Here is a 23,794-nt window from a genome sequence, read left to right as displayed (position 1 = left end):
GCCCCGCGAGAGCGGGGCGTCGGATGAAGTGGCGCGATCCATCGCGCCTGGATGATGCGGGATCAGCCCAGCAGGGACATGACCATGCCCGGCATCTGGCCGGCCTGCTTGAGCATGGAGATGCCGGACTGCATCAGCATGCTGTTCTTGGTCATGTTGGCGCTTTCCTTGGCGAAGTCGGCGTCCATGATGCGGCCCTTGGCCATGTCCGTGTTGTCCTTCATGTTGGCCAGGTTGTTGGCGGTGTGGTTCAGGCGGTTGATGTTGGCACCGAAACTGGCACGCAACGCACCGATGTCGTCCAGCGCGTCGCTCAGGGTGTCGATCATCGCGTTGGCGGTGGCGTTGGTGGCGGTCGTCGGATCCTGAGTGCTGGCCAGTTCGGTACCCGGCGTGCCGGCGGTGGTGTAGGTATCGGAAATCGCTGCCAGCGAGGTGCCCAGTGCGGTCAGCTTGGCGCCGACGTCCAGTTCCAGGGTCTCGGCGGAGCTGGAGCCGATCTGGAAGTTCACCGCAGCGGACAGCTTGCCGTTGGAACCGTCGACGGTGGTGCCGTTACTGAACAGATTCTCGCCAGCGTACTTGGTGTTCTTGACGATGTTGGCCATTTCCTTGCCGAGTTCGTCGTACTCGTTCTGCAGAGCGATCAGGTCAGCGCCGCTGTTGGTGGCGTTGGAGGCCTGGGTAGCGAGGTCCTTCATGCGCTGGACGATGTCGGTCATCTCGCTGAACGCACCTTCGGCGGTTTGCAGCAGGGAGATGGCATCGCCGGTGTTGCGCATGGCCACGTCCATGCCGCGCGATTGGGCGTTGAGGCGGGTGGCGATCTGCAGGCCGGCGGCGTCGTCGGCGGCGCTGTTGATGCGCAGGCCGGTGCCCAGGCGCTGCTGGTTGGTGCCCAGGGCGTTGTTGGTCTTGCCCAGGTTGGTCTGGGTCACCAGCGAGGAGTAGTTGGTATGAATCGAGAGAGCCATGATCGTAATCCTTCGTGCGTGAACGCCTGGAAGCGGTGCTGTAGGTACAGGGCGACCGTTTTCTCGAATGCCTTAAGGGCGCTGGCGTTCAATCGTGAAATGGGGGTGGCGCAGTCCCTTGCGCCGGCCAAGCGCGTGATCAGCCCAGCAGGGACATGACCATGCCTGGCATCTGGCCGGCTTGCTTGAGCATGGAGATGCCGGACTGCATCAGCATGCTGTTCTTGGTCATGTTGGCGCTTTCCTTGGCGAAGTCGGCATCCATGATGCGTCCCTTGGCCATGTCGGTGTTGTCCTTCATGTTGGCCAGGTTGTTGGCGGTGTGGTTCAGGCGGTTGATGTTGGCACCGAAGCTGGCACGCATCGCACCGACATCGTCCAGCGCGCCCTCCAGCGCGGTCATCGCCGCACCGGCGTTGGCTGCAGTGTCGAGGGTCAGGGCGGCCACGTCGGTATTGAGCGTGGTGTCCAGGGTGCCCAGATCGGTGCTGACGTCGAAACTCAGGGTTTCTGCCGAGCTGGAGCCGATCTGGAAGCTGACCGCGGCGGCGAGCTTGCCGGTGAACAGGTTTTCGCCCGCGTATTTGGTGTTGTTGAAGATGTTGGTGATTTCTTTTGCCAGCTCGTCGAATTCCGACTGTAGGGAGGTGCGGTCGTCAGCGGAGTTGGTGTCGTTCGCTGCCTGGGTGGCCAGGTCCTTCATGCGCTGCAGGATGTCGGTGGTTTCGTTGAACGCACCTTCGGCGGTCTGCAGCAGGGAGATGGCATCGCCGGTGTTGCGCATGGCCACGTCCATGCCGCGCGACTGGGCGTTGAGACGGGTGGCGATCTGCAGGCCGGCGGCATCGTCGGCGGCGCTGTTGATGCGCAGGCCGGTGCCCAGGCGCTGCTGGTTGGTGCCCAGGGCGTTGTTGGTCTTGCCCAGGTTGGTCTGGGTCACCAGCGAGGAGTAGTTGGTATGAATCGAGAGAGCCATGATCGTAATCCTTCGTGCGTGAACGCCTGGAAGCGGTGCTGTAGGTACAGGGCGACCGTCTTCACAAGTGCCTTAAGGGGCGATGGCGTTCAATCGTGAAATGGGGGTGGCGCAATCCGTTGCGCCTGGAAAGCCTGTGATCAGCCCAGCAGGGACATGACCATGCCCGGCATCTGGCCGGCTTGCTTGAGCATGGAGATGCCGGACTGCATCAGCATGCTGTTCTTGGTCATGTTGGCGCTTTCCTTGGCGAAGTCGGCGTCCATGATGCGACCCTTGGCCATGTCGGTGTTGTCCTTCATGTTGGCCAGGTTGTTGGCGGTGTGATTCAGGCGGTTGATGTTCGCGCCAAGCTGCGAACGCAGGGTGCCTACGGCGTCCAGAGCGGTTTCCAGCTCGTCCATGGCGCCGCCGGCATTGGCTGCGGTGTCGAGGGTCTCGGCCTTGATGGTGGTGATCGCGCCGGTGACGGCGGTCAGGTTGGCGCCGGCATTGAACGACAGGGTTTCGGCGCTGCTGGAGCCGATCTGGAAGGTCATAGCCCCGGTCAGCTTGCCACCAGCCGCGAACAGGGCCTCGCCAGCGTACTTGGTGTTGCTGATGATGTTGGTCAGTTCGTTGCCCAGCTCGTCGTACTCGGCCTTCAGCGAGGTACGGTCGTCGTCGCTGTTGGTGTCGTTCGCCGCCTGGGTGGCCAGATCCTTCATGCGCTGCATGATGTCGGTCATCTCGCTGAAGGCGCCTTCGGCAGTCTGCAGCAGGGAGATGGAGTCGCCGGTGTTGCGCATGGCCACGTCCATGCCGCGCGATTGGGCGTTGAGGCGGGTGGCGATCTGCAGGCCGGCGGCGTCGTCGGCGGCGCTGTTGATACGCAGGCCGGTGCCAAGGCGCTGCTGGTTGGTGCCCAGGGCGTTATTGGTTTTGCCCAGGTTGGTCTGAGTGATCAGTGAGGAATAGTTGGTGTGAATCGACAAGGCCATGATCGTAATCCTTCGTGCGGTAAGCGCGGAATGAAGCTGGCTGTGATTGCCTGCTGTACCTGAAGGGCGACCGGCTTTTGGCGCGGATTAAATGACGCGAGTGTTTTTCCTGCACTGCAGGCTTTGGTAGGCCATGGCTGTTAGTTGAAACATGGGCGCTACGGCGCAAGCAGCAATGAAAACGGCGACCCGAAGGTCGCCGTTGTCGTATGGCCAGGGCCGGATCAGCCGATTTCGATCATCTCGAAATCCATCTTGCCGACGCCGCAGTCGGGGCACAGCCAGTCTTCCGGCACGTCTTCCCAGCGGGTGCCGGGGGCGATGCCGTCGTCCGGCCAGCCCTGGCTCTCGTCGTAAATCAGTCCACAGACCACGCATTGCCACTTCTTCATATCGACCTCGGGTGAATCTCACGGTGCCGGCAAGCTACCGCAATTGCGCGGATGCGCCAAGCCGGCCGGTGGCAATCGCCGCCGGCCGGTGGCCAACCAAAGTCGGGTCGTGCAGTGCACGGCCCGCCTGGCCTCAGCGGGCGACCATCAGCGGATCGCTCAGCCCCAAGCCGTACATCGCGATCAGCGCGATCACGCCGGCTACGGCCAGGTAATACAGCGTCGGCAGAATGGTCTTGCGCAGGGTGATGCCCTCGCGCCCAAGCAGCCCGACGGTCGCCGAGGCCGCCACCACATTGTGGATGGCGATCATGTTGCCCGCCGCTGCGCCGACCGACTGCAGTGCCACCATCATCGCCCCGGACACGCCGAGCAGCTGCGCCGCGTTGAACTGGAACTGCGACAGCATCAGGTTGGAGACGGTATTGGAGCCGGCGATAAAGGCGCCGAGACCGCCCACGGCCGGGGCGAAGAAGGGATAGATGCCGCCGACGCTGTCGGCCACCAGCTGCGCCATGGCCACCGGCATCGACACCAGGTCGCTGCCATTGACCCCGGAGTTGATCAGGATACGCACCATGGGAATGGTGAAGATCAGCACGAAGCCGGCCCCGAGAAGGGTCTTGCTCGACTCGCCCATTGCCGCCTTGAGCTCGGAGAAGCGCATGCGATGCAGGAAGAAGGTCACCAGCACCACCATGCACAGGATGCCCCCTGGCAGGTACAGCGGCTCGATGGTGCCGGACACGCCGGTCTCGCCGAGGATGTCCTTCCAGCCGAAGGTAAAGCTCATCAGCGCCGCTTTCACCTCGGGGAAGGTGCGCGAGATCACCAGGAACACCGCCAGCAGCAGATAGGGCGCCCAGGCCATGGGCACCGAGATCGGCGCCTTGCCGGCCACGTCTTCCAGTTTCATTTCGATCTTGCCCATCCAGTCGGACGGCCAGTCCTTGGGATCGGCGAAGTCCCAGGTCTCCTTCGGCAGCAGGAAGCCGGCCTTGGCCGCCGGCACCACGATGGCCAGGCCGACCAGGGCGCCGATCATCGAGGGGAATTCCGGGCCGAGGAACACGCCGGCCGCCATGTACGGCAGGGAGAAGGCGAAGGCGGTGAAGATGGCGAACGGCGCGATGGCCAGGCCTTCTTTCCAGCTCTGATTGCGACCGAAGAAGCGCGTCATGATCATCACCATGATCAGCGGCATCAGCAGGCCGATCAGGCCGTGGGTGATGGCCACCCGCGAATAGATCAGGTGGAAGAAGGTTTCCCAGGTGCTGCCGGTGGCCACCAGTTGCTCGGTGATGCCGGTCTTGTCCAGGCCGGCGCCGACGCCCACCAGAATCGGCGTACCCACCGCCCCGAAGGACACCGGCGTGGACTGCACCATCATCCCTAGTACCACCGCGGCCAGGGCCGGGAAGCCCAGGGCCACCAGCAGTGGCGCGGCGACCGCGGCCGGAGTACCGAAACCGGAGGCACCCTCGATGAAGCAGCCGAACAGCCAGGCGACGATCAGCGCCTGCACGCGGCGATCCGGGCTGATGTTGGAGAAGCCCCGACGAATCGCCGCGATGCCGCCGGAGTGCTTGAGCGTGTTGAGCAGCAGGATCGCGCCGAAGATGATCCACAGGATTGCGGCGGTGAGGATCAGCCCCTGCAGGCTGGAGGCGATGACCCGGTTGAGGGACATGTCCCAGGCCAGCAGGCCGATCAGAGCAGTGAGGACGAACACCAGCGGCATCGCGTACTTGGCCGGCCAGCGAAAGCCGATCAGCAGTACACCCGCCAGCACCAGAGGCACGAAGGCCAGGATGGACAGCAGCGTTTGACTCATGGGTTGGTTCCTTCTTTTTCTTGTGAACCACAGTTTTCCGGGGGTACCCGGCGCCACGCATCTGGAAGGTCGGGCACTACGGCACCGGCCTTTCCGCGAGCCGCGACGGCAGGGATCACCCATCGCCGCGCTCATGCTCGAAAGCCCCGACGGTCAGAAACCGTCAGGGCTTGTTACTGCTCCGTGGAAGTCATATCCACGGTTGTGAACCCGCTTGTGTAGGAGCCCCGCCCCGGGGCGAAGCTTTTCTGGTCAGCGCTGCAGAGCTTCGCGGCGGGTCGCCGCTCCTACATCTATGCTGTGATGCTCAGGCCTCCTCTTTGAAGCGCAGTCGCCAGGCATGCAGCAGCGGCTCGGTGTAACCGGACGGCTGCTCGCGGCCCTTGAACACCAGATCACTGGCGGCGCGGAAGGCATGGGATTGTTCGAAGTTCGGCGCCATCGGCCGGTAGGCCGGATCGCCGGCATTCTGCCCGTCGACCACCTGCGCCATGCGTTGCAGCGTCTCGCGCACCTGGGCCTCGCTGACCACACCGTGGTGCAGCCAGTTGGCGATATGCTGAGCCGAAATGCGCAGGGTGGCGCGGTCTTCCATCAGACCGACGTTGTGGATATCCGGCACCTTGGAGCAGCCGACGCCCTGCTCGACCCAGCGCACCACGTAACCGAGGATGCCCTGGCAGTTGTTGTCCAGCTCCTGCTGGATATCGCTGGCGCTCCACGGCCGCTCGGCGCTGACCGGCACGCTGAGCAGATCGTTCAACAGGCTGTCGCGCTGGCTGCCCAGGTCGATCAGTTCCAGCTCGCTCTGTACCGCCTGCACGTCGATCTGGTGATAGTGCAGGGCGTGCAGCACGGCGGCAGTCGGCGACGGCACCCAGGCGGTGTTGGCGCCGGCTTTCGGGTGACCGATCTTCTGTTCGAGCATGGCTGCCATCAGATCCGGCATGGCCCACATGCCCTTGCCGATCTGCGCCTTGCCGCGCAGGCCACAGGCCAGGCCGACCAGCACGTTGTTGCGCTCGTAGGCCTGGATCCAGGCACTGGATTTCATGTCGCCCTTGCGCAGCATCGCGCCGGCTTCCATGGCCGTATGCATCTCGTCGCCGGTGCGGTCGAGAAAGCCGGTATTGATGAAGGCAACACGCGCGCTGGCCGCCTCGATGCAGGCCTTGAGGTTGACGCTGGTGCGCCGCTCTTCATCCATGATGCCCATCTTCAGGGTATTGGCCGGCATGCCCAGCAGCTGCTCGACGCGACCGAACAGTTCGTTGGCGAAGGCTACTTCGAACGGCCCGTGCATCTTCGGTTTGACGATATAGACGCTGCCGGTGCGCGAGTTGCCGCGGCGCTTGAGATCATGCAGGGCGATCAGGCTGGTCACCACCGCATCGAGGATGCCCTCGGGAATCTCCAAGCCTTCACCGTCGAGGATCGCCGGGTTGCTCATCAGGTGGCCGACGTTGCGGATGAACAGCAGCGAGCGGCCGTGTAGGGTCAGTTCGCTGCCACCGGCGGCAGTGTAGACGCGATCGGGGTTAAGGCGGCGAGTGATGCGCTTGCCACCCTTTTCCAGCTCCTCGGCCAGGTCACCCTTCATCAGGCCCAGCCAGTTGCGGTAGACCACCACCTTGTCGGCGGCATCGACGGCGGCCACCGAGTCTTCGCAGTCCATGATGGTCGACAGCGCCGCTTCCATCAGCACGTCCTTCACACCGGCGGCGTCGGTGCAGCCGATGGGGCTATTGGCATCGATCTGGATCTCGAAGTGCAGGCCGTTGTTCTTCAGCAGCACCGCGCTCGGCGTGGCAGCCTCGCCCTGGAAGCCGACGAACTTTTCCGGTTGCGCCAGCGAGGTCTGCGCGCCGCTGCTCAGGGTCACCTGCAGCTGGCCAGCGACCACGGCATAGGCACTGGCATCGGCGTGCGAGCCCTGGGCCAGCGGCGCGGCCTGGTCGAGGAAGGCGCGGGCAAAGGCGATCACCTTGGCGCCGCGTACTTCGTTATAGCCCGGCCCCTTGCTGGCGCCGCCCTCTTCGCTGATCGCATCGGTGCCGTACAGGGCGTCGTACAGCGAGCCCCAGCGGGCATTGGCGGCGTTGAGTGCATAACGTGCGTTCATCACCGGCACTACCAGTTGCGGGCCGGCCTGGGTGGCGATCTCGCTGTCGACGTTGGCGGTGGTCGCCTTGACCTTCTCCGGCTGCGGCAGCAGATAGCCGATGGAGCCGAGGAAGGCGCGGTAGGCGCTCATGTCGGTGATCGGCCCGGGATGGGCGCGATGCCAGGTATCCAGCTCGCTCTGCAGGCGATCACGCTCGGCCAGCAGGGCACGATTGCGCGGTGCCAGGTCGTGCACCAGCGCATCGAAACCGCTCCAGAAGGCATTGGCCTCGATCCCGCTGCCGGGCAGCACTTCGCTTTCGATGAATTGCTTGAGTTCGGCGGCTACCTGCAGGCGCTGACATTGCACGCGTTCGGTCATTTTTCTGTTCTCCTGTCTGCATCCGGTTGTCTGGGATGCCTATGAATTTCATCTCGCCTCGATCAGTTCCCTCGCCCTCACCCGCAAGCGGGAGAGGGGAGAAAACGATGCGTGCGGCTTACAGCACCGCTATCCCCGCCTTTGCCACCTGCGCATCCTGTTCGGCCTTGACCCCGGACACGCCCACGGCACCCACCACCTGGCCATCCACCAGCACCGGCACACCGCCTTCCAGCGAGGTAATCAGCGGCGCGCTGACGAAGGCGGTGCGACCGCCGTTGACCATGTCCTCGTAGCCCTTGGTTTCGCGGCGGCCGATAGCGGCGCTGCGCGCCTTTTCGGTGGCGATATAGGCGCCGATGGGCGCGCAGCCGTCGAGGCGTTCCAGGGCCAGCGGATGACCGCCATCGTCGACCACGGCGATGGCCACGGCCCAGCCCTGTTGCTGCGCTTCGTTGCGGGCCGCCTGGAGGATCTGGCTGACTTCGATCTGGCTGAGTACGGCTTTGCTTTGCATGGCATACCTCGTATTCGTGTCTTCGTGATCAGTTGTAGGGTGGATGTCGCTTTCTTCATCCACCGCTTGTTGGGCAGGGCCAAGCCCTGACCGGCAGCGTGCTAATCCGTAGGAGCGAGCTCTGCTCGCGAACCCTGGCAAACGGCAAAAGCTTCGCGAGCAGAGCTCGCTCCTACCTATGCAAGATCATTCGAGGCTTGCACCCCGCTACGCTGTGATCAGTGCATGGCCTCCTCGACTATTTCGATCCAGTGCCTTACCGGCGTGCGTCCGGCACCATCCAGATGGGTCTGGCAGCCGATGTTGGCGGTGACGATGGCGTCCGGTTTGCCGCTTTCCAGGGCGTTGAGCTTGTTGTCGCGCAGCTGGCGTGACAGCGCCGGCTGTGTCAGCGAATAGGTGCCGGCCGAGCCGCAGCACAGATGGCTGTCCGGCACGGCGGTGAGGCCGAAGCCGAGGCGCGTCAGCACGCCCTCCACCGCGCCGCCGAGCTTCTGCGCATGCTGCAGGGTGCAGGGGCAGTGGAAGGCCAGGCGCTGCTCAGCGCGTACCTGCAGCTGTTCCAGTGGCTCACCCAGCAGCACTTCGACCAGATCCCTGGCCAGGGCGCTGACCCGCGCCGCCTTGCTCGCATAGGCGGGGTCGCTGGCGAGCAGATGGCCGTAGTCCTTGACGAAAGCGCCGCAGCCGCTGGCGGTCTGCACGATGGCCTCAATGCCGGACTCGATGGCCGGCCACCAGGCGTCGATGTTCCGCCGGGCGCGTTGCAACCCGGCTTCCTGGGCGTTGAGGTGGTAGTCCACGGCGCCGCAGCAGCCGGCCTCGCGGATCGGCGTGACGCTGATGCCGAGGCGATCGAGTACGCGCGCGGTGGCGGCGTTGGTATTAGGCGAAAGCCCCGGCTGCACGCAGCCTTCGAGCATCAGTACGCGGCGGGCATGCTGCTGCGTCGGGCGCGGCTTGGCCGGGCGAACTTCGCGCGGCAGCTTGGCCTTGAGCGCGGCCGGCAGCAGCGGGCGCAGGGCCAGGCCAGTCTGGGTCAGCGTCTTGAACAAGGCCGGGCGCGGCACCACGGCGCGCAGGCCCTGACGCAGCAGGCGTTCGTTCAGCGGCCGCGGCACCGCCTGCTCGACCACTTCGCGGCCGATATCCAGCAGGTTGTGGTACTGCACACCGGACGGGCAGGTGGTCTCGCAGTTGCGGCAGGTCAGGCAGCGATCCAGATGCTCCTGGGTCTTGGCTGTCACTTCACCGCCTTCGAGCATCTGCTTGATCAGGTAGATGCGCCCGCGCGGGCCGTCCAGCTCGTCGCCGAGCAGCTGGTAGGTCGGGCAGGTGGCGTTGCAGAAGCCGCAATGCACGCAGGAGCGCAGGATGCGCTCGGCTTCCTCGGCGCGCGGCAGGCGTTTGGCCTGTTCACTCAAATTGGTCTGCACGTCTTATACCTCGGCGTACATGCGGCCAGGGTTGAAGATGCCCTGGGGGTCGAGCTGGTTCTTCAGCTGGCGCTGATAACGCAGCAAAGGAGCAGCCAGCGGCTGGAAAGGTTGCGCCTGGCCGGCAGCGAAGCAGGTGGCGTGGCCGCCGAGCTTGGCCGTCACGCGCTGGATCAGCTCGCCATCGGCGTCCGTCTTCAGCCAGCGCTGCGCACCGCCCCAGTCGATCAGCTGGCGACCGGGCAGATCGAGCAGACCACTATTGGCCGGCAGCGACAGGCGCCACAACGTGCCGCTGGCGCTGAAGAACGGCAGGCGCTGTTCGCGCAGTTCATGCCAGTAAGCGTTGTCGATCTCCTCGCCACCGAGGCGTTGGCGCGCGGCCAGAACCGAGCCTTCGCCGCCTTCCAGGCGCAGGTGCAGTGCGGCGCCGTCATGGCTGGCGGCGCTGATTGGCAGCGGCTGCTGGCCCCATTCGGCGAGCTTGTTCAGTGCCTGCAGGGCGTCCACTTCCAGGCGCAGGCTGAGCACCTGGCGCGGCTTGGGCAGCACCTTGAGCGAGACTTCGGCGAGCAGGCCAAGGCAGCCGAAACTGCCGGCCATCAGCCGCGACAGATCGTAGCCGGCGACGTTCTTCATCACCTCGCCGCCGAAGCGCAGCAGCTTGCCCTGGCCGGTGATCACACGAGTGCCGAGCACCTGGTCACGTACCGAGCCGGCCCAGGGCCGACGCGGGCCGGACAGACCGGCGGCGACCATGCCGCCCAGGGTGGCACCATCGCCCAGGTGTGGCGGTTCGCACGGCAGCATCTGGTTGTTGGCCTGCAGCGCCGCCTCGATCTCGGCCAGCGGCGTGCCGGCGCGGGCGGTGAGCACCAGTTCGGTGGGGTCGTAGCTGACGATGCCGCGATGCTGACGGGTGTCCAGCACTTCGCCCGGGGTGGCGCGGCCTAGATGGGCCTTGCTGCCGCTGCCCTGGATGCGCAGCGGGGTGGCGCTGTTCAGTGCGTGGTTGACCTGTTCCAGCAGCGCGGCGCTGGCGTCGAAATCATGCGACATCAGAAACGCTCCAGTTCCGGGAAGGGCAGTTGGCCGCGGTGCACGTGCATGGCGCCGAACTCGGCGCAGCGGTGCAGGGTAGGGATGTTCTTGCCCGGATTGAGCAGGCCGCTGGGGTCGAACGCCGCCTTCACCGCATGGAACAGGGTGATCTCGTCGCTGTTGAACTGCGCGCACATCTGGTTGATCTTCTCGCGGCCGACGCCGTGCTCGCCGGTGATGCTGCCGCCGACCTTGACGCACAGTTCGAGGATCTTGCCGCCGATGGCCTCGGCGCGCTCCAGCTCGCCCGGCACGTTGGCATCGAAGAGGATCAGCGGGTGCATGTTGCCGTCGCCGGCATGGAACACGTTGGCCACGCGCAGGCCGTACTCTTCGGACAGCTCGGCGATGCCGCGCAGCACGCCGGGCAGCTCGCGGCGGGGGATGGTGCCGTCCATGCAGTAGTAGTCCGGCGAGATGCGCCCGACCGCGGGGAAGGCGTTCTTGCGCCCGGCCCAGAATTTCACCCGCTCGGCTTCGTCGCGGGCCAGGCGCACTTCGGTAGCGCCGGCTTTCTCCAGCACCTCACGTACCCGTTCGCAGTCGTCGGCGACGTCGGCCTCCACGCCGTCCAGCTCGCAAAGCAGGATGGCTTCGGCCTCCACCGGGTAGCCGGCATGGATGAAATCTTCGGCGGCGCGAATGGCCAGGTTGTCCATCATCTCCAGACCGCCGGGGATGATGCCGGCGGCGATGATGTCACCCACCGCGCGGCCGGCCTTTTCCACCGAGTCGAAGGCGGCCAGCAGCACCTTGGCCACCTGCGGCTTGGGTAGCAGCTTGACCGTCACCTCGGTGACGATGCCGAGCATGCCCTCGGAGCCGGTGAACAGCGCCAGCAGATCGAAGCCCGGCGCGTCCAGGGCATCGCTGCCGAGGGTCATGAACTCGCCTTCGACGGTGAGAATGTCGACCTTGAGCAGGTTGTGCACGGTCAGGCCGTACTTCAGGCAGTGCACGCCGCCGGCGTTCTCGGCGACGTTGCCGCCGATGGAGCAGGCGATCTGCGACGAGGGGTCGGGGGCGTAATACAGGTCGAAGGGCGCGGCGGCCTGGGAGATCGCCAGGTTGCGCACGCCGGGTTGGACGCGGGCGAAGCGGCCTTCGCGGTTGATCTCGAGAATCTGATTGAAGCGCGCCATCACCAGCAGGATGCCCTGCTCCAGCGGCAGCGCGCCGCCGGACAGGCCGGTACCCGCGCCGCGCGCCACCACCGGTACGCCACGGGCGTGGCAGAGCTTGAGCAACTGCTGCACCTGCTCGATGTGCTCGGGCAGCACCACCAGCATCGGCGTGGTGCGGTAGGCGGACAGGCCATCGCACTCGTAGGGCTTGAGGTCTTCCTGGGTGTGCAGGATGTCGAGGTCGGGCAGGTGCTGGCGCAGCTCGGCCAGCAGCGCAGCTTTTTCGACCTTGGGCAGTGCGCCGTCGACGCGCTCGTCGTACAGAATGCTCATGGCAGGCTCAGTCGTGGACGTTGTTTTTATTGGCGGTCATGCTGCGACCATGGGCCGCATGTTTAGGCTCTCGGGTCCCGGTCGTCCATTCTCTTTGTTGCTGGTAGGACCAGTTTCTTTCGCCGGGCTTTCACCTGAATTCAGGTAAAAGACTTATGCTTGCTGGGCTAAGGGCTGGCTTGGAAAGCAAGCGAAAGGGGCTGTGATAACTGGTACGACCAGTTGTGAGGAGGCTGAAGTGGATGCGAGTCAGGGCGCCGCACGACGCCAGGTGAGTGACGTGGTGGCCGAGCGAATCGAACGCCTGATCGTCGATGGCGTGCTCAAGGTGGGCCAGCCGCTGCCGTCGGAGCGGCGCCTGTGCGAGAAGCTGGGCATCTCCCGCTCGGCGCTGCGCGAAGGGCTCAAGGTGCTGCGCGGACGGGGCATCATCGAGACGGCCCAGGGCCGCGACTCACGGGTGGCCAAGCTCAGCGGCGAGCGTGATGCCAGCCCGCTGATGCACCTGTTCAATTCGCAACCGCGCACGCTCTACGACCTGCTCGAAGTACGCGGCCTGCTCGAGGGCGAGTCGGCGCGTCTGGCGGCGCTGCGAGGCACCGAAGCGGATTTCGTACTGTTGACGCGGCGCTATGAGGAAATGCTCGCCGCACACACCCAGGAAAACCCGGTCGACCCGCGCGAGCATGCGCGCCTCGACCACGCCTTCCACCTGGCCATCTGCGAGGCTTCGCATAACCCGGTGCTGGTGCACACCCTGCAATCGCTGACCGACCTCATGCTCAGCACCGTGTTCGCCTCGGTGAACAACCTCTACCACCGCCCGGCGCAGAAGCGGCAGATTGACCGTCAGCACTCACGGCTGTATCACGCGGTTATCGAGCGCCTGCCGGAACAGGCCCAGCGTGCCGCGCGCGATCATATCCACAGCATCCGCGACAACCTCAAGGAGATCGAGCAGGAAGAGCAGCGCCTGGTGCGGGCGACGATGCGCCTGGAGGGCTGGGCTTAGGGCGAGCGAAACCCGCCGGTCAATGGTGGCGGGTTGCACCCGCCCTACATATTTGTGGGAGGGGCTTTAGCCGCGACCCGCCAGACCCGCTCGCCGCGCAAGCGCCTCCCACGTGGCATGACACCCTACCTGAAGGTGCTGGTGACCACGCCTTCTTCCACCACCTGCGCCTCGATCACCTTCTGGCTGCCGAGGTTGCGCACGCGGATCACCTCGCCTTCGCGGCCATTGGCCAGCGCCTCGCCGGTGGCCGAGGCGGAAATGCCGTCCTGGCTGGCGATGATAGTGACCTGCTGGCCGCGGCGAATCAGCAGCGGTGCGCTAAGCAGATTCGGCGCGATCAGCTGGCCGGCGCGCACACGGCGCTTGGCACCCTGACCGACCACCTCGTCGAGGCTGTTGTAGAAACCGCGCGAGGCCTTGCCGATATTAACTTCCTGCAGTTGCAGCTGTTCGGCGCTGATGGTCTGGCCGCGCTCGATCACCCGCGCGGCATGTATCACCGGCAGGAAGACGTTGGCCTGCACCAGGGCGGTGATGCTCCAGCCGGGGTCGTCCGGGCAGCTCAGTTCCAGGCGCTGGCGCGCCAGCGCCGAAGGGTCATTGCTGCTGACCGTCACGCTCGGTGCCTGGCTGCAGGCCGGCAGTCGTTCCGCGCTGCCCACCAGCGTGGTGTCGAGGCTGTGGCGCTGGCCTTGCCAGGCCTGGCGTTTGGCTTCCTCGGCGAGCTTCTGCTGCATATGCGTGGCGATGGCCTCGTCGATTTGACTGGCGGCATCTGCCTGCGCGCGTGGCGAATCCACAGCCAGTGCGGAGAAGAGGAAGAGCGCCGACGCCAAGGCGGAAAAAGCTTTTCCGCTTTTCCCTCCGGCGATACGGCGATGCGGAAAAAGGGCGACGCGAATATCATCGGTTGATTTGGTAAATCCCTGAAAAATCAATGCTCTACGGCTCTCTTTTGGGTTGGGCACGCTTTGTGCTCAAGGCACCTGGGCACAACCTTGGGTTAAGGGTACCGGTGAATGAGTATACGGATTGATGACGTGGTGGGCCTGCATTCGCGTGCGCTGGAGCTGCGCATGCAACGCAGCGAAATCCTCGCCGCCAACCTGGCGAACGAAGACACGCCAGGCTTTCTCGCCCGCGATATCGATTTCGCCGGCGAAATGCAGCGGCTCGATCCGCAGCAGCGTTTCGCCGCCAGCAGCGCGGAGCTCAAGTACCGCGTGCCGACCCAGCCGTCGCAGGACGGCAATAGCGTCGAGCTGAGTGTGGAGCAGGCCGCGTTCTCCAAGAACAGCATGGACTTCCAGACCAGCCTGACCTTTATCAGCATGAAATTTCGCGGCCTGAAGCAGGCCATCGAGGGACGCTGACCATGGCTTTCGACTCCATTTACCGCATTGCCGGCTCGTCGATGAATGCGCAGACCGTGCGCCTGAACACCGTGGCCAGCAACCTGGCCAACGCCGACTCGGCCGCCGCCAGCGCCGAGGATGTGTATCAGGCGCGCAAGCCGGTGTTCGCCGCCGTCTACAACAATGACCAGCTGACCCGCAGTGTGGGCATGGGCGGCGCCCACGTGCAGGTGCTCGATGTGGTCACCGCCGGCCGCGAGCCGGTGCGCCGTTACGAGCCGGACAACCCGCTGGCCGATGACAAGGGCTACGTGTTCTACGCCGACATCGACCAGATCGAGGAAATGACCGACATGATGTCGGCCACCCGCAGCTTCGAGACCAGCGTCGAGGTGCTCAACCGCCTGAAAAGCATGCAGCAGGGCCTGCTCAAGCTTGGAGAATCCTGATGGCCGCGGTCAGCAACAACAGCCAGAACAACCCAGCCTACGGCATCGACGAGGCGGTCAAGCAAGCGGTCAACGTCAGTGACGCGACCCAACTGGAAAATAACTTCCTCACCCTGATGGTCGCGCAGATCCAGAACCAGGACCCGACCAAGCCGGTGGACAGCACCGAGTTCCTCAACCAGTTCGCCGCCATGAGCCAGGTCAAGAGCCTGGAGAACATGGCCTCGCTGAGCAAGAGCAACCTGGTGCTGCTGGACAACCTGCAGACCCTCACCGCCGCCGGCCTGGTCGGCCAGGAAGTGAAGGTCGCCACCGAGCAGCTGGAGCTGGGTGCAGACAAGGTCAAAGGCGAGATCAATCTCGAACACGCCGCCGGCAAGCTGGCCCTGGTGGTAACCGACAGCAACGGCGTGAAGAAGGAGATCGACCTGGGCGCCCAGGCGCCGGGTCGCGTGCCCTTCGAGCTGGACCCCAAGACCCTTGGCCTGGCGCCGGGCAGCTACAAGGTCGAGGTCAAGAGCGACAGTGGCGAGTACCCGAAAGTCGAGGTGGCCGGCCGCGTTACCCAGGTGCGCGTCAGCGCCGAGGGGCCGGTGCTGGAAGTCGTCGGCATCGGCTCCGTGCCCTTCTACAACATCACCGAGTTCGGCCAGACGCAGACCGCCGGTCTGCTCTGAACCCACCCAGTCGTCAATTCAAAGGTCCAGTCGCCATGAGTTTCAACATCGCCATGACCGGCCTCAGCGCCGTCAACGAACAGCTCAATACCATCAGCCACAACATCGCCAACGCCGGTACCACCGGCTTCAAGTCCTCGCGCACCGAGTTCGGCAGCATCTACGCCGACAGCCAGGCGATGGGCGTGGAAGTGCTGGCCACTACCCAGAGCATCAGTCAGGGCGGCTCGCTGGTGACCACCGGGCGCAGCCTCGACCTGGCCATTTCCGGCGGTGGCTTCTTCGTCACCCGCGGCGGCAATGGTGAGGTCAGCTACACCCGCGCCGGCGTGTTCGGCGCCGACAAGGACAACAACATCGTCAACGCCGCCGGGCAGACCCTGCAGGGCTACCCGGTGGACGCCGCGGGTAATCTGCAGGTAGGCGCCATGGGCGATCTGCAGCTGCAGAACGCCAACCTGCCGGCGCGCGCCACCGACAGCCTGGCCTTCGTCATGAACCTGGACTCCAACCAGGCCGTGCCGGCCACCGCACCGTTCGATCCGGCGGACGTCAACACCTACAACTCCACCTACACCACCAAGGTGTTCGACTCCCAGGGCAAGGAGCACACCCTGACCCAGTACTTCGTCAAGACTGGCGACAACAGCTGGGAAGCTCACTATTACGCTGGCGGTGCGGCTGTAGGCGCCCCTCAACCCCTGACCTTCGGCACCAACGGCACGCTCACTGCGCCGGCCGGCCCGGTCAACGTCGGTTTCGCCCTGCCCGGTGTCGACCCGATGGCCATCGCCATCGACTACAGCAATTCCAGTCAGTACGGCTCCGACTTCGTCGTCACCAACAACCGCGCCAATGGCTATGCCGCGGGCGAGCAGACCGGCCTCTCGGTAGAGAAGGACGGCAGGGTCTACGCCAACTACAGCAACGGCCAGCGCATGCTGCAGGGCCAGGTGGCGCTGGCCACCTTCGCCAACGCCGGCGGCCTGAAGAACATCAGCGGCACCGCCTGGGTGGAAACCGCCGACTCCGGCGCGGCGCTGATCGGCGTGCCCGGCGTCGGCCCGTTCGGCGCGCTGGTGGCCGGTTCGCTGGAGAACTCCAACGTCGACCTGACCCAGCAATTGGTCGGCCTGATGGAGGGCCAGCGCAACTACCAGGCCAACACCAAGGTGCTGACCACCAACAAGGAACTCACCCAAGTGCTGTTCGGCGCGATCTGAGGCTGACCCATGGACCGTCTCGGCTACACCGCAATGACCGCCGCCAGCCGCACCATGAGCTCGCTCACGGTGCGCGCCAACAACCTGGCCAACGTCAACACGCCCGGTTTTCGTGCCGACCTCGAACAGGCCCAGGCCGTTGCCGTGGAAGGCTACGGCTACGACAGCCGGCACCTGGCACGGGTGAAGAACAACGGCGTCAACCTGGCGCCCGGCGAGCTGATGGCCACCGGCCGTGATCTCGACGTGGCGATCCAGGGCCGCGGCCTGTTCGCTGTCGAAGGTGACGGCGGCGCGGAGCGTTACACCCGCAACGGCGCGCTACAGGTCGATGCCGACCTGCGCCTGACCCTGAATGGCCGCGCTGTGCTGGGCGAGGGCGGCCCCATCGTGCTGCCCGAATACGACAGCCTGCACATCGGCCGTGACGGCACCGTGTCGGTGATCCCGCGTGGCGATTTCGTCACTGCCGAGGTGGACCGCATCCGGGTGGTGGATGTCGACGCCGCCGACCTGACCAAGGATGCCAGCGGCCTGCTGGCGCGAACCGATGGCCAGCCGGCCGAGGGGCTGGAAGCACCGGTGCTGGTGTCCGGCTACCTGGAGGCGAGCAATGTCGGCGCCATCGATCAGCTGGTGGCGACCATGAGCCTGAACCGCCTGTTCGAGACCCAGGTGAAGATGATGAAGGCCGCCGAAGACTTGTCCGACGCCGGCAACCGCATGATCCGCGGCGGTTGATAGGAATGACTCCCCTCTCCCACTTGTGGGAGAGGGGCCGGGGGAGAGGGCGGGGTTGCCTGGCCCTCTCCCCAACCCTCTCCCGTAAACGGTAGAGGGGGCCCACAACACACGTAGCCCGGATGCAATCCGGGGAAATGTTCCCGGATTGCATCCGGGCTACAGAGGAGACAAAACATGAGTTCCGCACTTTGGGTCAGCAAGACCGGCCTGGCCGCCCAGGACAAGGCCATGAGCGCCGTGGCCAACAACCTGGCCAACGTCAACACCAACGGCTTCAAGAGCGACCGCGTGGTGTTCGAGGACCTGTTCTACGCCATCGAACTGCAGCCGGGTGCGCAGGCCGATGAGGTCAACACCGTACCCTCCGGCATCCAGCTCGGTAGCGGCGTGCGCGTGGCCGGTACGCAAAAGGTGTTCACCGAAGGCAGCATCCAGACCACCGGCCAGCCGATGGACCTGGCGATCATCGGCGCCGGCTTCTTCCAGGTGGAAGCGCCCAACGGTGACATCTACTACACCGAGAACGGCCAGTTGCAGCTCAACGCCGAAGGCATGATCGTCAACTCCCAGGGGTTGCCGCTGACGCCGGCCATCGAAGTACCGGCTGGCAGCAGTCGTTTCACCGTGGGCAGCGACGGCATCGTCACCGCCGTGCTGGCCGGCGACACCCTGCCTTCGGAGCTGGGCCAGATCACCCTGGTCAACTTCACCAACCCGGGCGGCCTGGAAGCGCTCGGCGGCAACCTCTATCGCGAAACCGTGGCCAGCGGCGAACCGGTCGAGGGCGTGCCGGGTGCGGATGGCCTGGGCAATATCAAACAGGGCGTGCTGGAAGGCTCCAACGTGCAGGTGGTCGAGGCCATGGTCAACATGATCTCCATCCAGCGCGCCTACGAGGCCAACGCCAAGGTGCTCGACGCCGCGTCGGGCATGCAGCAGTTCCTCAACCAGACCGTGTGACCGCCATGACCCGCCTGCTCCCGCTCGCTCTGCTTCTGGCCCTTGGCGGCTGCGCCAGCTTCAAGGAGATGCTGCCCGAAGAGGATTCCAGCCAGTACCAGCCGCTGGCGCTGGATTACAGCCAGCCGCCAACCACCAGCGGCGGGCTGTTTCGCAGCGGCTACAGTGGCTCGCTGATCGGCGACAAGCGTGCGGTGCGGGTCGGCGACATCCTTACCGTGGTGCTCGACGAGTCGACCCAGTCGAGCAAGAGCGCCGGCACCAGCTTCGGCAAGAAATCCGGGGTTTCCGTGGGGATTCCCACCGTCCTGGGCAACCAGTACGACCGCCTGGAAAGCTCCGCCGCGGCCGAGCGCGATTTCAATGGCTCGGCGCGCAGCTCGCAGCAGAACACCCTGCGCGGCTCCATCGCCGTCACCGTGCATCAGGTACTGCCCAACGGCACCCTGCTGATCAAGGGCGAGAAGGCCCTGCGCCTGAACCAGGGTGACGAGTACATCCGCCTGGTCGGCCTGGTACGCATGGACGACATCAACCGCGCCAACCAGGTGTCCTCGCAGAACGTGGCCAACGCGCGCATCTCCTACGCCGGTCGCGGCGTGCTCAACGACAGCAACTCGGCAGGCTGGCTGACGCGCTTCTTCGCCCACCCGCTGTTCCCGCTCTGAGGCCCGGTCATGCTCAAACGCTCACTCGTCGCCCTGCTCCTGGCCTGGCCGCTGTCGACCAAGGCCGTGCCGCTGATGGACCTGGTGGATATCGAAGGCATCCGTGGCAACCAGTTGATCGGCTACGGCCTGGTGGTCGGCCTCGACGGCACCGGTGACAAGAACCAGGTACGCTTCACCAGCCAGTCTGTGGCCAACATGATCAAGCAGTTCGGCATCAACCTGCCGCCGAACGTCGATCCCAAACTGAAGAACGTCGCGGCCGTCACCGTGACCGCGGAAATTCCGCCGTCCTACAGCCCTGGGCAGAGCGTCGATGTCACCGTCGCCTCGCTGGGTGACGCCAAGAGCCTGCGCGGCGGCCAGCTGCTGATGACCCCGCTGCAGGGCGTCGATGGCGAAACCTATGCCCTGGCCCAGGGCGCCGTGGTCGTCGGCGGCCTGAATGCCACCGGACAGAGCGGCTCCAGCGTGGCGATCAACTCCGCCAACAGCGGTCGCGTGCCCAATGGCGCCACGGTGGAGCGGATGATCCCCAGCGATTTCAGCGAGCGCGCCGAGGTCATGCTCAACCTGCGTCAACCCAGCTTCCAGACCGCCGCCAAGGTGGTCGAGGCGGTCAACGGCCGTTTCGGCAGCGGCACCGCCAGTGCCCTTAACGCGACCAAGATCGCCATCCGCGCGCCGATCACCAGCACCCAGCGCATCGGCTTCATGGCCATGCTCGAGGGCCTGGACGTGGAAGAAGGCCGCGAGCGACCGAAGGTGGTGTTCAACAGTCGCACCGGGACCGTGGTGGTCGGCCAGGGCGTGCGCGTCAAGGCCGCTGCCGTGGCTCACGGCACCCTGACTGTGACCATCAGCGAGAACCCGCAGGTCAGCCAGCCCAACGCCTTCTCGGGCGGCCAGACCGCCGTGGTGCCGCGCTCCGACGTCGCCGTCAGCCAGGACAAGAACGCCATGTTCAAGTGGCCCGATGGCGCCAGCCTGGACAGCATCATCAACACCGTGAACAGCCTCGGCGCTACCCCGGACGATGTCATGAGCATCCTCCAGGCGCTGGAACAGGCCGGTGCCCTCAACGCTGAACTGATCGTGATCTGAGCCATGAGCATCGTTTCCCTCGCCCAACACATGAACAGCCACCGCGGCAGCGCCGACGGCATCGGCACCGCCCGCGAGCAGCAACTGCAGGCTGCGGCCGAGCAGTTCGAGGCGCTGTTCCTGCAGCAGATCCTCAAGCAGATGCGCAAGGCCAGCGACGTGCTCGCCGAAGGCAACCCGATGCGCAGCCGCGAGATGGACACCATGCGCGACTTCTATGACGAAGTGCTGGCCGAGACCCTGGCCGGGCGCAAGCAGACCGGCATCGCCGACATGCTGGTCAAGCAGCTGTCCGGCGCTGGCGACAGCGCGGTGGACATGGACGCAGCCGCCGCTGCCGCCCGCTCGGCGCAATTGCCGCAGCGCTCCGCCAGCAGCCTGCTGGAGCCGCTGCGCAGCACCTGGCAGCGCGGCGTCGACAGCCTCGGCAAGGTCTGGGACAAGGGCTCGGCGGGCTTCGTCGCCCTGGTCGATCGGGTCATTCAGCAGGAGTCGGCCGGTCGCGTCGACGCCGTATCGTCCAAGGGCGCGCGCGGCCTGATGCAGCTGATGCCGGACACCGCGCGGGAAATGGCCACCGAACTCGGCCTGCCATTCAGCGAAGCCCGCCTGACCACAGACGCCGCCTACAACAAGCGCCTGGGCAGCGCCTACCTGGACAAGATGCTGCAGCGTTACGACGGCCACCAGGCGCTGGCGCTGGCGGCCTACAACGCCGGGCCGGGCCGGGTCGACGAGTGGCTGAAGGTCAACGGCGACCCGCGCAGCGGCGAGATCGCCACCGGCGCCTGGATCGAGCGCATCCCCTTTCAGGAAACCCGCGACTACACGCGCAAGATCCTCGGCGACCTGGCCAGGGCCGAGACGCCGAGCAAGGATGACGCGCAGGCCAGCAGCCCGCTCAGCGCACAGACCCGCCAGCAGCTGGCCAGTGCCCTGAGTGCCGACAGCGGCCTGCTGCTCGGCGCCGTGGCCGGCAAGCAGGCGATGGTGCGTGACGAGTTTAAGTCCACCGCCGATTCCGTCGCCCTGTCCTCAGTACCAGCCCAATTCGCTGCCGACGACGCCCGTGTGCCGCGTCTGGCGGCCTTCGCTCAGCCGATGCGCTTCGAGCGGCAGGAGAGTTAATTCGTGAGCATCCTCAACCAGATCGCCTACAGCGGTGTGCGTGCCAGCCAGGTGGCCCTGGCCACCACCGGGCAGAACATCGCCAACGTGAAGACGCCCGGCTTCAGCCGCCTGCAGACCATCACCGGGTCGCTGGCCGGGCAGGGTGGCCTGAGCGTCGGGGGCGGTGTCGAGGTGATCAGCATCCGTCGCATGACCAACGAATTTCATAACCAGCAACTCTGGCGTGCCACCACCGAGCAGAACTTCTACAGTGCCTCGCAGCAGTACCTGACCGCGCTGGAAGCGCTGATGTCCGGCACCGGTTCGAGCATCAGCGCCGGCCTCGACCAGTTCTTCGCGGCCCTGAGCGAAGCCAGCGCCACGCCCGGCTCCATCGCCCTGCGCCAGCAGATCATCGGCGAGGCCGGCAACCTGGCGCAGCGCTTCAATGGCCTGAGCAGCAACATCGACGCGCAGGTCAAGGCGCTGCAGGAGCAGCGCACGGCCATGGCCACCGAGATCAACGGCCTGACCGAGAATATCGCGCTGCTGAACAAGAAGATCGTCGAGACCGAATCGGTCAAGGGCGACAGCACCGCGCTGCGCGATCATCGCGAGAGTCTGATCGGCGAGCTCAGCCAGTTCGCCAAACTGCGTGTCAACGAAACGGCCGACGGTTCGGTCAGCGTCGCCCTGGCCAACGGCCAGCCGCTGGTAGCCGGGCCTACCGCCGGCCAGCTCAAGGTGACGATGACCGCGAGCGGCGAGCAGGAAGTCAGCCTGGCCTTCGCCGGCACCAGCTTCCCGCTGCGCCAGGACGGCTTCGGCGGGGCCTTCGGCGGCCTCCACGAAGTCGAGTACGGCAGCCTGCGGCCGAATCTGGATGCCCTGCATGACATGGCCGGGCAACTGGCGCAGATGGTCAATGACGTGCTCGCCACCGGCTTCGACCTCAATGGCAACCCGGGCCAGCCGCTGTTTGTCTACGATCCGACCAGTACCACTGCGCTGTTGCGTGTCGAGCCGCTGGCGGCCGAGCAACTGGCGCTGTCCTCCGATGCTGGAGAGACCGGCAACAACGAGGTGCTGCTCGATCTGCTCGGCCTGAAGAACCGGACCATCACCCTGAACGGCAGCCAGGTCACGCTCAACGACGCCTATGCCGGCCTGCTTGGTCAGGTGGCCAGCGACAGCCGACAGAATCAGGCCGACCTCAAGTCCGCCACCGCCGTGACCCAGCAGGCGCAGTCGCAGCGTGACAGCGTCAGCGCCGTGAGTCTGGACGAGGAGGCGGTTAACCTGATGACCTACCAGCAGGCCTACCAGGCCAACATGAAGGTTATCAGCACCGCCAACCAGTTGTTCGACGACATGCTTTCCGCGTTCTGACGCGGCTCAAGAGAGATTCAGCCATGATGCGCATCACCAACTCGCAGATCACCTCGCTGATGCACAACTCGATGAACGCCAGTTCCGCCGAGTTGGGCAAGCTGATGCAGCAGATGGCCACCGGCAAGCGCATCCTGCTGCCATCCGACGATCCCATTGCCAGCGTACGCGTGCTGCGTGTCGAGCGTGAGGAAGCGAGTCTTGAGCAGTTTCGCAAGAACATCGCCAATGTCTCCGGCAGCCTGTCGACCCAGGAGGCCAACCTCAAGTCCACCTCCGACGCCATGCTCAACGTGCGTGACCTGCTGCTGTGGGCGGCCAACGGCTCCAACACCAGCGAAGACCTGGCGGCCATGGCCGGCGAGCTGTCGATCATCGAGGACACCATCTTCAGCTTCGCCAACGTGCGTGACGAGGAAGGGCGTTACCTGTTCTCCGGCACCCTCAGCGACACGCCGGCGCTGGCCTTCGACGCCGCGACCCAGACCTACAGCGTCAGCGGCAACGACAAGCACCGTCAGGCCGCCGTGGCCAATGGCGTGCTGGTTGAAGAGAACGTCACCGCCGCCAGTATCTTCGGTGCGGGCGTGGGCGTGCTCAACGAGCTGCGCGGCCTGATCAACACCCTGCAGGACCCGGCCCTGGACGTCACCGACCCGGCCGTACGGCAGCAGATCGTCGACACCCTGGGTGCCCTGGATGAGGCGCATGGCCGCGTGATGGGGGCGATCACCGAGCTGGGTGGCCGGCAGAACGCTCTCACTCTGCTCACCGACAGCAACGAGGACGTCTCGCTGGTCAACCAGAAGATCGAAGGCGAACTGTCGCGTCTCGACTATGCCGGCGCCACCATCGATCTGAATAACTACCAGCTGGCCCTGGGGGCAACGCAGAAGACCTACCTGAAGATCAACGAGATGTCGTTGTTCAGCCTGCTGTAAGGAGCCT

General features: G+C 65.3%; 22 protein-coding genes and 1 pseudogene. 12 read left to right on the top strand and 11 right to left on the bottom strand.

Going from position 1 to position 23,794, the window contains the following annotated elements:
• Positions 1-62: 62 nt before the first annotated feature.
• The 10 genes from lafA (GYB81_RS06360) to glcD all read right to left on the bottom strand — a co-directional run bounded on the left by lafA (GYB81_RS06360) (position 63) and on the right by glcD (position 12,152).
• Positions 63-974, bottom strand: coding sequence for a lateral flagellin LafA (lafA, locus tag GYB81_RS06360; protein WP_161864095.1), 912 nt, complete (start codon positions 972-974; stop codon positions 63-65).
• 139 nt (positions 975-1,113) lie between these two features.
• Positions 1,114-1,950: a lateral flagellin LafA gene (lafA, locus tag GYB81_RS06355; RefSeq protein ID WP_041975917.1), complete on the bottom strand. Its 837-nt coding sequence runs from the start codon at positions 1,948-1,950 to the stop codon at positions 1,114-1,116.
• Between the two features lie 140 nt (positions 1,951-2,090).
• Positions 2,091-2,930: a lateral flagellin LafA gene (lafA, locus tag GYB81_RS06350; RefSeq protein WP_161864094.1), complete on the bottom strand. Its 840-nt coding sequence runs from the start codon at positions 2,928-2,930 to the stop codon at positions 2,091-2,093.
• Between the two features lie 224 nt (positions 2,931-3,154).
• A complete protein-coding gene (locus tag GYB81_RS06345; RefSeq protein WP_003242223.1) occupies positions 3,155-3,322 on the bottom strand; it encodes a rubredoxin in 168 nt (55 codons plus the stop codon).
• Positions 3,323-3,455: 133 nt separating this feature from the next.
• Positions 3,456-5,156 carry an L-lactate permease gene (locus GYB81_RS06340; RefSeq protein ID WP_161864093.1) on the bottom strand — a complete coding sequence of 567 codons (1,701 nt, stop codon included), beginning with the start codon at positions 5,154-5,156 and terminating at the stop codon, positions 3,456-3,458.
• 307 nt (positions 5,157-5,463) lie between these two features.
• A complete protein-coding gene (locus GYB81_RS06335) occupies positions 5,464-7,641 on the bottom strand; it encodes a malate synthase G (protein ID WP_161864092.1) in 2,178 nt (725 codons plus the stop codon).
• Between the two features lie 118 nt (positions 7,642-7,759).
• On the bottom strand, positions 7,760-8,158 hold the full coding sequence (locus tag GYB81_RS06330; protein WP_161864091.1) for a heme-binding protein: 399 nt from the start codon (positions 8,156-8,158) through the stop codon (positions 7,760-7,762).
• A gap of 218 nt (positions 8,159-8,376) precedes the next feature.
• Entirely contained in the window at positions 8,377-9,594 is a 1,218-nt protein-coding gene (gene glcF / locus GYB81_RS06325; protein WP_161864090.1) for a glycolate oxidase subunit GlcF, read from the bottom strand.
• A gap of 3 nt (positions 9,595-9,597) precedes the next feature.
• Positions 9,598-10,653, bottom strand: coding sequence for a glycolate oxidase subunit GlcE (glcE, locus tag GYB81_RS06320; RefSeq protein ID WP_161864089.1), 1,056 nt, complete (start codon positions 10,651-10,653; stop codon positions 9,598-9,600).
• Positions 10,653-12,152: a glycolate oxidase subunit GlcD gene (glcD, locus tag GYB81_RS06315; RefSeq protein ID WP_161864088.1), complete on the bottom strand. Its 1,500-nt coding sequence runs from the start codon at positions 12,150-12,152 to the stop codon at positions 10,653-10,655. The genes glcE and glcD overlap by 1 nt, the downstream gene beginning before the upstream one ends.
• Before the next feature lie 238 nt (positions 12,153-12,390).
• Here glcD and glcC point away from each other — a divergent pair, with 238 nt between their 5' ends.
• On the top strand, positions 12,391-13,164 hold the full coding sequence (gene glcC, locus GYB81_RS06310; protein WP_161864087.1) for a transcriptional regulator GlcC: 774 nt from the start codon (positions 12,391-12,393) through the stop codon (positions 13,162-13,164).
• Between the two features lie 125 nt (positions 13,165-13,289).
• Here the strand turns inward: glcC and flgA are convergent, their stop codons facing one another.
• Complete coding sequence (gene flgA / locus GYB81_RS06305) at positions 13,290-14,003, bottom strand: flagellar basal body P-ring formation chaperone FlgA (RefSeq protein WP_233787493.1); 714 nt, start codon at positions 14,001-14,003, stop codon at positions 13,290-13,292.
• A gap of 183 nt (positions 14,004-14,186) precedes the next feature.
• Here flgA and GYB81_RS06300 point away from each other — a divergent pair, with 183 nt between their 5' ends.
• From GYB81_RS06300 to flgL, 11 genes and pseudogenes are all read left to right on the top strand, one after another.
• Positions 14,187-14,540 (top strand): flagellar basal body protein, encoded by a 354-nt coding sequence (locus GYB81_RS06300; RefSeq protein ID WP_161864086.1) that lies wholly within the window; start codon positions 14,187-14,189, stop codon positions 14,538-14,540.
• Positions 14,541-14,542: 2 nt separating this feature from the next.
• Positions 14,543-14,971, top strand: a complete 429-nt coding sequence (gene flgC, locus GYB81_RS06295; RefSeq protein ID WP_161864085.1) for a flagellar basal body rod protein FlgC — start codon at positions 14,543-14,545, stop codon at positions 14,969-14,971.
• A 71-nt stretch (positions 14,972-15,042) separates the two neighbouring features.
• Positions 15,043-15,648: pseudogene (flgD, locus tag GYB81_RS06290) on the top strand (flagellar hook assembly protein FlgD); the annotation flags it as partial.
• Positions 15,649-15,683: 35 nt separating this feature from the next.
• A complete protein-coding gene (flgE, locus tag GYB81_RS06285; RefSeq protein ID WP_161864083.1) occupies positions 15,684-16,871 on the top strand; it encodes a flagellar hook protein FlgE in 1,188 nt (395 codons plus the stop codon).
• 9 nt (positions 16,872-16,880) lie between these two features.
• Positions 16,881-17,612 carry a flagellar basal body rod protein FlgF gene (locus tag GYB81_RS06280; protein WP_161864082.1) on the top strand — a complete coding sequence of 244 codons (732 nt, stop codon included), beginning with the start codon at positions 16,881-16,883 and terminating at the stop codon, positions 17,610-17,612.
• Between the two features lie 177 nt (positions 17,613-17,789).
• Positions 17,790-18,575 (top strand): flagellar basal-body rod protein FlgG, encoded by a 786-nt coding sequence (gene flgG, locus GYB81_RS06275; RefSeq protein WP_161865882.1) that lies wholly within the window; start codon positions 17,790-17,792, stop codon positions 18,573-18,575.
• 5 nt (positions 18,576-18,580) lie between these two features.
• The gene (gene flgH, locus GYB81_RS06270) at positions 18,581-19,243 is read left to right on the top strand and encodes a flagellar basal body L-ring protein FlgH (RefSeq protein WP_161865883.1); all 663 of its coding nucleotides are present in this window, start codon (positions 18,581-18,583) and stop codon (positions 19,241-19,243) included.
• Between the two features lie 9 nt (positions 19,244-19,252).
• Complete coding sequence (locus GYB81_RS06265; RefSeq protein ID WP_161865884.1) at positions 19,253-20,347, top strand: flagellar basal body P-ring protein FlgI; 1,095 nt, start codon at positions 19,253-19,255, stop codon at positions 20,345-20,347.
• A 3-nt stretch (positions 20,348-20,350) separates the two neighbouring features.
• Entirely contained in the window at positions 20,351-21,475 is a 1,125-nt protein-coding gene (locus GYB81_RS06260) for a lytic transglycosylase domain-containing protein (RefSeq protein WP_161865885.1), read from the top strand.
• A 3-nt stretch (positions 21,476-21,478) separates the two neighbouring features.
• Positions 21,479-22,846 carry a flagellar hook-associated protein FlgK gene (gene flgK / locus GYB81_RS06255; RefSeq protein WP_161865886.1) on the top strand — a complete coding sequence of 456 codons (1,368 nt, stop codon included), beginning with the start codon at positions 21,479-21,481 and terminating at the stop codon, positions 22,844-22,846.
• Positions 22,847-22,869: 23 nt separating this feature from the next.
• Positions 22,870-23,787: a flagellar hook-associated protein FlgL gene (gene flgL, locus GYB81_RS06250; protein WP_161865887.1), complete on the top strand. Its 918-nt coding sequence runs from the start codon at positions 22,870-22,872 to the stop codon at positions 23,785-23,787.
• Positions 23,788-23,794 lie beyond the last annotated feature (7 nt).

It is taken from the genome of Pseudomonas yangonensis, assembly GCF_009932725.1.
In the GTDB taxonomy this organism is placed as follows: Bacteria; Pseudomonadota; Gammaproteobacteria; order Pseudomonadales; family Pseudomonadaceae; genus Aquipseudomonas; species Aquipseudomonas yangonensis.
Note: the sequence above shows the minus strand (reverse complement) of the source record. Positions and strands in the feature narration are given on the sequence as shown.